Below are 12,296 nucleotides of genomic sequence, written 5' to 3' on the forward strand. Positions count from 1 at the left end.
TTTTCCTTAACTTTAGAAAGCTATGAAAAAAAGATACTTAAACTAAAACCATTAACTATCCCCCTTTTTTTATAACAAATTGTAAAACAAAAAAACATAAATCCCCAATAGGGCTATTCCTATAAAATCAAATTATGTGTTTAACAAATTGCTTAAAAACTGAAAAAAATGTTATTAAAAATCCAACTCTATGTACTGTCGTTGTGGCTGCTATTCTTACTGTTATTCGTTAATAAAATAAATATCCCCGTTTATTTTGAAAAAGAAAGCACTAATGGAATTAAAGAACTTATTATTTCTAATGCCATTCCTATTATTTGCTTAATTTTTATATTCTCTGGTTTCTTATTCTACTATAAGTTTAAATATATTATAGAAGATGGAGTTACCAAACCAGAACAAATTACAGAAGTAGAAGACCACAATTGGGAACACCTTACTTTTTTAGTTACCTATGTTGTTCCTTTGTTAAGTTTTGATTTAGATTTTGATTTATCTAAAGAGAGAAATGGATTAATGTTTATTTTAATCTTATTTATTATTGGAGTTATTTATGTAAAAACCAATATTTATTACACCAACCCAACCTTGGCTTTACTAGGTTATCATATTTACAAAGTAAGTACCCAAAACAAAAGACATGTAATTTTAATTACTAAAGACTCTATTAGTAAAGAAGATTTTATAGAATCTAAACATATTAGTGATAATGTTTTCTTTGCCATAAAATCCAACAACAAACACACAGTTTCTACAAATAACCTCAGCAATTTAGTTAACACAAAACTCACTTAAAACCATAAAAAAAGGAAGCCAAATGGCTTCCTTTTTTTATTCCTGAATATGTTCTAATAATTTTATTCCGTTTTCTTCTAACGTAATAACTTTGTTTTTATACAAACCTCCTATTGCATTTTTAAATGCTTTTTTACTCATTCCCAATTCATACTTAATTGTATCTGGTTCCGATTTATCTGTTATTGGTAAAAATCCGTTATGAGCTTTTAAAGCCGTTAATATTTGTACCTGAAACTTTGTAATACTATTTCTAAAACCAATAGGTTGTAAACTAATATCTAGTTTACCATCTTCTCTAACTTTTTTAACATACCCTTTTAAACGCTGTCCTTCTTCTACTCTTTGGTATACTTCGTTTGCATACAGCATTCCTTCACAAACCTCATCTACTAATACAGTAATTCCTAACTTAGAAAAACTACCTATAACAACTTGTACTTGTTGTCCTTCTTTAAAATCTTCCATAATTTATACTTTAAACGATTCAAAATATGTTTTCAAAACCTGATCGTTTTTATCACTTGGAGTGAAAACCTCTATTATTTTTGGTTGATTACTTTCTTTGTAAAAAGATTTCATCTCTTTTTCTATACTATCTACATCCGTAGCACATCTATATTCAAAACCATACATTTTAGCCAAATGTTCAGCTGTTAATCCATGTGGAGTTTCAAAATAAGACAATGCTGCCGTTTTTTTAGGACCTGGTAAAATTTTAAAAATACCACCTCCATTGTTATTTACAATCACAATTCTAAAACTGTTGGGAATATACGCATTCCACAAAGCATTACTATCATACAAAAAACTTATATCACCTGTTATTAAGGTAACTTGTTTATCTGTTTGCATAGCATATCCTATTGCCGTAGAAGTACTTCCATCAATCCCACTAGTTCCTCTGTTACAAAAAACGTTAATAGAATTGTCTATATCAAACAATTGTGCATAACGCACCGTTGCACTGTTGCTTAACTGCAAAACTGAATTTTTAGGCAAATGCTTATTAACAAGTTCAAAAACCTTAAAATCTGAATAGTCACAATTTGCTATAAAATTCTGATGCTGTTGCCTTCTATTTTTCTTAGCTGCTAATCCTTGTTGCTGATAATTACTTTCTTTAGGTTTTGTTAACCAGAAAAACTGACTAAAAAACAATTCCGTAGAAATTTTAAAATGCTGTGTTAAACTAAAAAACGTATCATACCCAGTAGTCTTATGCACCGCCCAATGTTCCTTAGGCTGCAAGGCTCTTAAATATTGTTTAATTCTTTTAGACACCACCAAACCTCCAATGCTTAACAAAATATCTGGCTGATAAAATCCTTTATCATCTTCTGATAATCCAGCCAAAAACTGATCTATACTATTGATAGTATTTTCGTTGTTGATATTAGAATTTGTCTCAGTTAACACCAAAACTGAAGGATCTTTAAGCAAATGATTTATTTGAGTTTGTAACAAATCACTTGGTTGATGTACTCCGATTAACACCATTTTTTTAGTTGCTCTATTCCATTTATCTGCAAAAGGTTCTAATTCTTTTACCTCTAAAGGAGTTTCAGTCAACACCTGATTTTCTACTTCTAGTTCTAAAGGATATTCTAACAAATCATCCACCAAGTCATACAAAGGCTCATCAAAAGGTACGTTTATATGTACCGGTCCTTTTTTATAGTTTGCTGTTTTAATAGCTTTAAAAACCAATTCTTTATTCATAGCCCTATCAACTTCCGAATGCATAGGAACTAAATTTGCTTCAAACAAAATATGATTTTTAAAAACACCTGCTTGTCGAATCGTTTGCCCATCACCTACATCTATTAAGTGCTTTGGCCTATCTGCAGAAATTATTACCAAAGGAATGTTGCTATAAAAAGCCTCAGACACTGCCGGATAATAATTTAACAATGCAGAACCAGAAGTACAAACAACCGCTATGGCTTTTTGTTTTTTCTGAGCCATTCCCAATCCTACAAAGGCTGCACAGCGCTCATCTACCACACTATAAGCTGTTACAGATGATACTTGATTAAACCCAATGGTTAAAGGAGCATTACGAGAACCAGGAGATATTACAACTTCGTTTATATGATTTGATACACAAGAAGCTATTACTAATTGTGCCAATTCATTTTCAGGATATTTCATTCAGTATTTTCTCTCAATAAGACCGTAAAATTACAAATAAAAAGATAGTATCTTTACGATACACCGTTTCTTTTTACTATGGATGAACTTATAGATATTGTAAACCTTAAAGGAGAACCAACAGGTAATGCCTGTATGAAAAGTTTTGCACACCAAAACGGAATATTACACGCTAGTGTACATTGTTGGTTTTACAACAAACAAGGAGAAATCCTAATTCAGAAAAGAGCAAAAAACAAAGATATTTATCCTGATTTGTGGGATGTATCTGTAGCGGGTCATATAGCCTCAGAAGAGAATTTTACAGAAGCTGCTATTAGAGAAATTAAGGAAGAAATTAATGTAATCGTTTTAAAACAAGAGTTAATCTACAAAGGAATTTGGGAAGAAAAACACCAACATTCTAATGGTTTAATAGATCACGAAATACACCATATTTTTTTGATAGAATTAAAAACTGAATTAACCAACTTAACTCCACAAGCAGAAGAAGTAAGCGATTTAAAATTGGTAACTCTAGATTATCTAGAAAACAATTACACAAACACTACTAGTTTTGTGCCTCATGACTTAGACTACTACCAACATATTATTAAATTACTAAGAGAAGCCATTTAGAATGAAAAATAGCATTGCAGAAAGAATAACCGACTTTATTAAAAACTACCCTCCTTTTGATAATTTATCTTATACTGATTTATACAAATTAGCCGTTGAAACTAACGTGCTGTATTTAGATAAAGATGAAACTTTATTTAACCAAGGAAAACCACATAATAATTTTTTCTATTTGGTAAATCAAGGAGCAATTCGCCTTTACAGACAAGAAGGAGACAAAACTCTTGAAATAGAAATGTGTGATGAGGGAGATGTTTTTGGGTTACGTCCTTTAATTGTAAATGAGAATTACAATTTAAATGCAAAAGCTTACGAAGAATCTATTGTATATGCTATCCCTATTTCCATTTTTAACGAGCAGTTTGTTAATAATTCGGAAATCAGTAAATATTTAATTACTCGTTTTGCAAGTAACTCTACAACTAGATTTTCTCAAGAAGAAAACGAACGTATTTTTGCCGACTATAAACGAACAAGACAAACTGATTATTTTAGTTCTAAAATTGGTACTTTAATGACTACAGCAATTAGCTGCAATCATAAACACACCATTAGAGAAGCCGCTTTAATAATGAGCGAAAATAAGATTAGCTCTATTTTTATTTTAAAAAAGAACAAGCCTACAGGTGTTATTACCAATAAAGTGCTTTTGCACACCGTTGCCACCGGAAAATTTTCTATTGATGAAAATGTAAAAGAAATTATGGGAACCCCTGTAATTACAGCTTCTGCAGATATTTCTATTGCAGAGGCTCAAATTATTATGTTAAAAAAGAAAGTAGAAAACGTTTGTATTACCGTGGATGGTAGTCCTGACAGCAAAATGCTAGGAATGGTTACTCAGCAAGATATTGTAGCTTCTTTAAGTAACAACCCTGCCGTTTTAATGAAACAAATTACAAGAGCTAGAACCATTTCTAGATTAAGAGACTTAAGACAGCAATTAAACGATTTATTAAAAAGATACATAGACCAACATATTTCTTTTACACACACTTTAACCGTAGTTGCAGAATTAAATGAAACCATCAATCAAAAAGCAGTAGAACTTTCTGTTAAGGAATTAGACAAAACACCACCTTGTAAATTCTCATTTTTTGCTTTAGGAAGTCAAGCTCGTAAAGAACAATTGGTTCCAACCGATCAAGACAACGGGATTATTTTTGATGATGTTCCAGAAGAAGAAATAGAAAGCACCAGAGCTTTTTTTATGGAACTTGCTGGTCTTATTACTAAAAACCTACACTCCATTGGTTTTGAATATTGCCCTGCAGAAATGATGGCTAGTAACCCTAAATGGTGCTTAAGCAAAACCGAATGGAAAGACAAGTTTAAAGATTGGATTTACAATCCTACTGAAAAAAACATTTTATTAACAGCCATCTTTTTTGATTTTAACTTTGTGTATGGTAGTAAAAAATTGGTTGATGAATTATCTGCCTCTGTATATGAACATACTAAAGAAAACAACCGATTTTTTATGTTTTTAGCACAAGATGCACTTAAAAGTCCAAGTCCACTTGGATTCTTTAGACAATTTTTGGTAGATCAAGATGGGGCTTATAAAGATCACTTTAACATTAAACAACGTGCTATTATGCCGTTAATTGATGCTGCTAGAATTTTAACATTACAACACAATCTTAAGGGAGTTAATAATACTGCTGAAAGATATTACAAACTAAGAGAGCTAGAACCTCAAAATGCAGATGTATACGAAGCTTGTGCCTATGCCTTTAAAGCTTTATTAAAGTTTAAAACTAAAAACGGTTTGGCTTCATTAGGAGATGATGATGGTAAATTCATCAAACTAGAAAGTCTATCAAAATCTGATAAAGTAAAATTGAGACGTTGTTTTAAACCTATCAAAAGTATTCAAGAAATTATAACGGTTCGTTTTCAAGCAAACATCTAAACCCCTAACCCATGTTTAAATTTATTGTTAAAAACCTACAATATTATTTTAAAAAGAAACACTATCCAGATTACTGGAAAGAATATACAGAATCTTTAAAAAATATAAATAACAAATCTATTGAAGACTCAAAATTTGTAGTGTTTGATTGCGAAACTTCTGGTTTAGATCCTAAAACCGATAGAATTTTATCTATGGGAGCAGTTACTATTTATAACAACACCATTCACGTTAAAGATGTTTTTGAAAAATATTTAGAACAAGAAATTTTTAAAAGAGAAAGTGTAGCCATTCACGGACTTTTAAAAAACGGTAATTACAATCAGTGTAAAGAAGATTTAGCTATTAAAGCTTTTTTAAAATATATAGAAGGAGCTATTATTGTGGGACATCATATTAATTTTGATATTAACTGTGTAAACTACGCTCTAAAAAGAATGGGCTTACCTAAGCTTAAAAACAAAACACTAGATACCAGCGTGTTGTTTAAAAAAACCAAACACCAGGTATATTCAGACGTATACAATAAGGTATTTAGCCTTGATGAAATTTGTGAAGAATTAAAAGTAAAAAAGAAAGACAGACATACGGCTTATGGTGATGCTTACATTACTGCCATTGCTTTTTTTAAAATACTTGGAAGATTAAATAGAAATAACGATTTAAGACTTAAAGATCTATTTTATGTTCCTAAAATGATTTACTAAATAGTTTTAAAACATACTACTATTGCAAAAATCAATAACAAAACAAAAAACAATCACTTATAACTATATAGATTTGTATTTATAAACAAAATCAGAAATTATAATGACAAAATTGACTTCTCAGAATGGTGCACCTATATCAGATGACCATAACAGTATTTCGGCAGGTAAAAATGGTTCTTTAACTTTTGACAACTGGCAATTAATGGAAAAGTTAGCTCACTTTAACAGAGAGCGAATTCCGGAAAGAGTTGTACATGCAAGAGGATATGGTGCGTATGGTACGTTTAAACTTACCAAAGATTTAAGCAATTATACCATTGCAAACTTTTTACAGAACACAGGTAAAGAAACTAAAGTATTTGCAAGGTTTTCTACGGTTGCGGGAGGTCAAGATTCTAGTGATTATGTAAGAGATGTAAGAGGATTTTCTTTAAAATTTTACACAGAAGAAGGAAATTGGGATATGGTGGGAAACAACACTCCTGTATTTTTCTTAAGAGAACCTTCTAAATTTCCAGACTTTATACATTCACAAAAAAAAGATCCAAAAACAAATGTTCCAAACCCATCAAATCATTTTGAGTTTTGGGCAAGCAATCCACAATCTTTACATCAAGTAACTATTTTAATGTCGGAAAGAGGAATTCCAGCCTCTTTAAGAAACATGAATGGTTATGCATCACACACCCTTAGTTTTTGGAACAACAACGGAGAACGCTTTTGGGTAAAATGGCATTTTAAAACCAATCAAGGAATTAAGAACTTAACTAATGAAGAAGCAGCGTTAAAAGATGCACATGGAATGCAAGACGATTTGGTTACTGCTATAGAAAAAGGAGATTTTCCAAGTTGGACTGTTAAAGTTCAAATTATGCCAGAAAAAGATGCAGAAACATATCACATCAATCCGTTTGATTTAACAAAAGTTTGGCCACATTCAGATTATCCTTTACAAGAAATAGGACAATTAGAATTAAATCAAAACGTTGATAATTATTTTGCAGAAACAGAACAAGCAACCTTTAGCCCTGGTAATTTGGTTCCTGGTTTGGGAGCTTCTCCAGACAAAATGTTACAAGCTAGGTTATTTGCCTATGGTGATGCACACAGGTACAGAGTAGGTGCCAACCACAATCAATTACCTGTAAACAGTCCTAAATGTCCCGTTCACCATTATCAACAAGATGGAGCTATGGCTACAGGAGGATACCCTTATGGTCATGGAGCCGAAAAGAAAGAAGAAGCTGCTGTAAACTATTATCCAAATGATAGAACCAATGCACCTAAACAAGACACAAGTGTTGCAGAACCACCTCTAAGAATTAATGCTGATACTATTGATAGATTTGATACTAGAGAAGATGACAATTACACGCAAGCAGGTAATTTATTCAGAATTATGACAAACGAGCAGAAAGAGGCATTAACTAGTAATATTGCTGGAGGTTTACAACATGCCAATCTTGATGTTCAACAAAGAATGATTGCTCAATTTGAAAAAGCAGATTCTGAATACGGTCAACTAGTTGCTAAGAAACTGAACAATATTTAAAACTGTTAATAATTTAGCATTTATAACGTTTTCGTTAAATTTTTAGTTTCTTTTAAAAACCGACTAATCTTAGTTAAAATAGAATCTATTTTAATGACATGAAACATATATCTTTGTTACCACAAAAAATAAAGGTCCTAAAAAAATGCCCAAAAAATCAATTTCTAAAAAAGCTGCATCAAAACATCAACCTATAAAACACGCTGATTTTGTGTTAATTGGAGGTGGAATTATGAGTGCCACGTTGGCAATTTTACTTTTCGAAAAATTTCCTGGCAAAAAGATTACTGTAATTGAAAAACTTCCTAAAATGGCTGAAGAAAGTTCTGAAGCTTGGAACAATGCAGGAACAGGTCATGCCGGAAATTGTGAATTAAATTACACTCCAGAAAAAAATGGAATTATAGATCCTGCTAAAGCTATTAAAACAGCTACTCAATTCTATGACACCTTAGAGTTTTGGAAAGATTGTACAAAAAAGGGATATATTCAAAACCTTGACAAGTGTATTTCTCAAGTTCCTCACATTAGTTTTGTACAAGGGAAAAGAGATGTTGATTTTTTAGAAAGACGTTGGAATGTTTTAAAAGAAACTGAGTTTTTTAAAGAGATGGTATTCTCTAAAGACAAAGAACAAATTAAGGAATGGCTTCCGTTAATGATGGAAGGTCGTAGTAAAAGAGCAAATGTTGCTGCTACTTACATTAAAGATGGATACGATGTAAACTTTGGAGAAATTGCGGAACAAATTTTTACGTTCTTATCTAAGCAACCTAATGTAGAGTTAATTAACCATAGCAATGTGATCAATCTTCAAAAAACAGACAATAAACGATGGTTATTATCTGTAAAAGGACAAAATGTTGGTAGACATTGGAAAATTGTATCTAACTACCTTTTTATTGGTGCTGGTGGTGGTGCTTTGTCTTTATTAGAAAAATCTGGTATAGAAGAAGCAAGAGGATATGGAGGTTTTCCTATTAGTGGATTGTGGTTGCGTTGTACCAACCCAGACATTATAGAAAGACATGCAGCAAAGGTATATGGTAAGGCTAAAAAAGGGGCTCCACCAATGTCTGTTCCTCATATGGATACTAGAGTTATAAACGGTAGAAAAGAATTGCTATTTGGACCTTATGCAGGATTTACTACTAAGTTTTTAAAACACGGTTCCTTTTTTGATTTACCAAAATCTGTAGAGTTTGACAATATTATGAGTTTGCTAGGAGCTGGTTATCATAACTTACCTTTGGTAGGTTATTTGGTAAAACAAGTAAGCTTAAAGTTTGAGGACAGAATGGAAATGTTACGAGAATTTTATCCGGATGCTAAAGATGAAGATTGGAAGGTTGTAGTTGCAGGACAGCGTGTTCAAATAATTAAGAAACACAAAAAGCGTAGTGGTAAATTAGAGTTTGGTACAGAAATTATTGTTTCTAAAGACAAATCTATTGCTGCCTTGCTAGGAGCATCTCCTGGAGCATCAACATCATTTTCTGTAATGTCTGATGTTATTAAAAAATGTTTTGAATAATCTTTTTATAAATCATATAAAAAATCCCAACTTAAAATTTAAGTTGGGATTTTTATTTTACACCTATTTTCGTTTCAGAAATTTACATTCCAGTAAATAGATTATTATTTTTTAGGAACGTAGTAATCTGATTTTTTTGCTCCATCTGGCAAGGCTTCTTCAAAAAACTTATCTCTTTTCTTTTCAAAATCAGCGTAGCCACCTATCTTATTTCCTATATTTTTTTGATCCCAAGCTTCCCATCTTTGTCTTAATTTATGAGCAACATCTTTATGACTTGCAATAATATTGTTTTGTTCTCCAATATCTTTCTTTAAATTAAATAAGCCTGGTTCTTTTAATGGTGAGTTCATAATTTGTTTATAACCATCAGAAATTACCGCCCAACTATTTCTGAATTTCCAAAATAAGGCATCGTGTGGATTTCCTTTATTTTCTCCTGTTAAAAAAGGAATTAAATTTTCACCTTCCATTACATTTCCTTCAAAAGCATTGGCTCCTGCCAACTCTACAGCTGTTCTACTTATATCTATAGAAATTACAGGCTTATCATACACTTGACCTCCTTTAATTACAGATGGCCAATAAGCAATAAATGGCACATGTACTCCACCATCAAAATAATCTGTTTTTCCACCTCGGAAAGGAGCATTAGAAGAACCATTCCCTCTTTTAGGCATTCGTTTGGATGGAATTGGACCTCCATTATCACTTAGGAAAAAGACCAATGTGTTTTCTGCAATACCATTATCTTCTAGCGCTTGTATAACTTTTCCTATTCCCTGATCCATCACATCTACCATAGCTGCATATACTCTTCTTTTCTTATCTTTTATATGAGCATAACGAGCAATGTCTTCTTTAGGAGCTTGTAAAGGTTGATGTGGTGCATTGTAAGCTAAATATAAAAAGAAAGGTTTTTCTTTATTTGTTTTTACAAAATTTACAGCATCATTACTTAATGCTGTTGTTAAATATCCTTTAAAGTCTGCTGGTTTTTTATTGCGAATTAACCCATGTAAATAATTTTCTCCAAAAGGTCTAGACACATCTATTCGATAATAATCATGTCATCCTCCTAAAAAACCATAAAAATAATCAAAACCTCTATTCATAGGATTAAAAGGATAAGCTGCTCCTAAATGCCATTTCCCAATAACTCCTGTAGTATACCCAACTTTTTGCATTCTAGCAGGAAATAAGGTTTCTTTAGTACTAATTCCTAAATAAGGGTTATTGGAATCATATGCAGGATTGTGATCAAAACCAAAACGATGTTGATAACGACCTGACAATAAACCAGCTCTACTTGGACCACAAAAAGCATGAGTTACATATCCTTGAGAAAACACAACTCCCGATTGTGCCATCTTATCTATGTTTGGAGTTTTAATATCTGTTGCTCCAGTAAATCCCGTATCAGCATATCCCATATCATCAGCCATAATAACAATAATATTAGGCTGTTTTTTTAAATCCTGTTTTTGAGAATAAGCATTGGTTATTAAAACTGTTGATATAAATATTACTTTAAAAAACTTACACATTATTTTATAAATATTAAATTATTACCACAACTCCTATATTGAAGTTCTATATACAAATCAATCAATTTAAAATTAAATAGAAGGCTACAAATGTTTCATTTTGTTATTGTACATATTTCGTCTAGTTACCAATTAAAGAAGCAACACCTTTATATTATAGATCATAAAAAAACTCGGATATAAAATATCCGAGTTTTTTTATGATCTATTACAATTATATAATCTATGCAATTGTATACTTACCAAAGTGTATTTTAAATTCTTTTTGCAACGCTTGTAATTGTTCTAATTCTTTTGATAAAACAATAGCCAAAGACAATCCTTTGTTTCCACCTCTTGCCGTACGTCCACTTCTATGAACAAAATATTCTGTATTCTCTGGCAATTGATAATGGATTACAAAGTTTACGTTAGGCACATCAATTCCTCTTGCTGCAACATCAGTACAAACCAATAATTGACTTGCTCCGTTTTTAAAAGAACGTAACGATTTTTCACGATCTCTTTGTCCCATGTCTCCTTCTAAAGCTGTAACAGAAAATCCTTCTTCTGCCAACTCTTCTTTTAGTTTTTGAGCACCTAATTTTGTTTTACAAAAAACAATTCCTTTTTCTAAACCTCTACTCTCTACAAAACCAACCAAAACATCTAATTTTTGACCTAGCGTTGTAGAAATAAATTTATGAGAAATGTTTTCATTTACTAGTTGATTTGCTTCTACCTCAACACGAACAGGATTATTCATATAAGTTTTTACCAAACTGTTTAAAGCATTTGGAAAAGTTGCAGAAAACAACCAAGTGTTTCTAGAAGCTGTAGAATACTTTAAAATTCTGTTTAAGTCTGGTAAAAATCCCATACTTAGCATTTCGTCAGCTTCATCTAACACTAACATTTTTATTTTACTAATATCTATAGCTGCTCTGTCTAATAAATCACACAAACGACCAGGAGTTGCCACAACTACGTGTGTTGTTCTTTCTAATCTTTCTATTTGCATGTCTATTTTTTCTCCTCCATAAACTGCTTCACAAAAAATTCTATCATTAGAATATTTTGTTAACTTAAATAACTGCTTTTTAATTTGCTGTGCTAATTCTCTAGTCGGAGCTAAAATCAATCCTTGAATTTCATTTTTCTTTGGATTAATTTTTTGTAATAAAGGCAATCCAAAAGCAATAGTTTTACCTGTTCCGGTTTGTGCTTTTCCTATATAGTCTATTTGTCCTTCCAATAATTTTGGAATAGATCTTTCTTGTATTTCTGTAGGTTGGTTTACTCCCATTTCTTTCATCGACTTGATGAACTCAGGAGTTACCCCTAAATCTTTAAAATTTTTCAAAATTTTAGGCTTTAATTAAGTTGCAAAGGTACTATTATAAAAAAGAAAAGTCCGAGAGAATTTCTCGGACTTTTCTTTTTGTGTTTTTTTCATCTTGCCTATGCTCAATGATCAACTATTTCATTTATG

General features: G+C 31.4%; 9 protein-coding genes and 1 pseudogene. 6 read left to right on the top strand and 4 right to left on the bottom strand.

What is annotated here, in order from left to right; all coding sequences use genetic code 11:
• The first annotated feature begins 168 nt into the window (after positions 1–168).
• A complete protein-coding gene (kwaA, locus tag GGR97_RS08860; protein ID WP_167898163.1) occupies positions 169–795 on the top strand; it encodes an anti-phage protein KwaA in 627 nt (208 codons plus the stop codon).
• A gap of 36 nt (positions 796–831) precedes the next feature.
• On the opposite strand, the gene GGR97_RS08865 is transcribed toward kwaA, so the two are convergent.
• Both GGR97_RS08865 and menD read right to left on the bottom strand, forming a co-directional pair.
• On the bottom strand, positions 832–1,263 hold the full coding sequence (locus GGR97_RS08865; protein ID WP_167898164.1) for a S1 RNA-binding domain-containing protein: 432 nt from the start codon (positions 1,261–1,263) through the stop codon (positions 832–834).
• Positions 1,264–1,266: 3 nt separating this feature from the next.
• Positions 1,267–2,949, bottom strand: a complete 1,683-nt coding sequence (gene menD / locus GGR97_RS08870; protein ID WP_167898165.1) for a 2-succinyl-5-enolpyruvyl-6-hydroxy-3-cyclohexene-1-carboxylic-acid synthase — start codon at positions 2,947–2,949, stop codon at positions 1,267–1,269.
• Between the two features lie 78 nt (positions 2,950–3,027).
• On the opposite strand from menD, the gene GGR97_RS08875 reads away from it, so the two are divergent.
• From GGR97_RS08875 to mqo, 5 genes are all read left to right on the top strand, one after another.
• Positions 3,028–3,567: an NUDIX hydrolase gene (locus GGR97_RS08875; protein ID WP_167898166.1), complete on the top strand. Its 540-nt coding sequence runs from the start codon at positions 3,028–3,030 to the stop codon at positions 3,565–3,567.
• 1 nt (position 3,568) lies between these two features.
• Complete coding sequence (locus GGR97_RS08880; protein WP_167898167.1) at positions 3,569–5,482, top strand: DUF294 nucleotidyltransferase-like domain-containing protein; 1,914 nt, start codon at positions 3,569–3,571, stop codon at positions 5,480–5,482.
• Positions 5,483–5,493: 11 nt separating this feature from the next.
• A complete protein-coding gene (locus tag GGR97_RS08885) occupies positions 5,494–6,189 on the top strand; it encodes a 3'-5' exonuclease (protein ID WP_167898168.1) in 696 nt (231 codons plus the stop codon).
• A 103-nt stretch (positions 6,190–6,292) separates the two neighbouring features.
• On the top strand, positions 6,293–7,744 hold the full coding sequence (locus GGR97_RS08890) for a catalase (RefSeq protein ID WP_167898169.1): 1,452 nt from the start codon (positions 6,293–6,295) through the stop codon (positions 7,742–7,744).
• A gap of 145 nt (positions 7,745–7,889) precedes the next feature.
• Positions 7,890–9,278, top strand: a complete 1,389-nt coding sequence (gene mqo / locus GGR97_RS08895) for a malate dehydrogenase (quinone) (RefSeq protein ID WP_167898170.1) — start codon at positions 7,890–7,892, stop codon at positions 9,276–9,278.
• A gap of 104 nt (positions 9,279–9,382) precedes the next feature.
• On the opposite strand, the pseudogene GGR97_RS08900 reads toward mqo, so the two are convergent.
• Together GGR97_RS08900 and GGR97_RS08905 are read right to left on the bottom strand one after the other, a co-directional pair.
• Positions 9,383–10,825: pseudogene (locus GGR97_RS08900) on the bottom strand (sulfatase-like hydrolase/transferase).
• Between the two features lie 223 nt (positions 10,826–11,048).
• Entirely contained in the window at positions 11,049–12,167 is a 1,119-nt protein-coding gene (locus GGR97_RS08905) for a DEAD/DEAH box helicase (protein WP_209272349.1), read from the bottom strand.
• Positions 12,168–12,296: the final 129 nt, after the last annotated feature.

Origin of the sequence: Wenyingzhuangia aestuarii, assembly GCF_011927765.1 — a bacterium.
GTDB lineage: Bacteria > Bacteroidota > Bacteroidia > Flavobacteriales > Flavobacteriaceae > Wenyingzhuangia > Wenyingzhuangia aestuarii.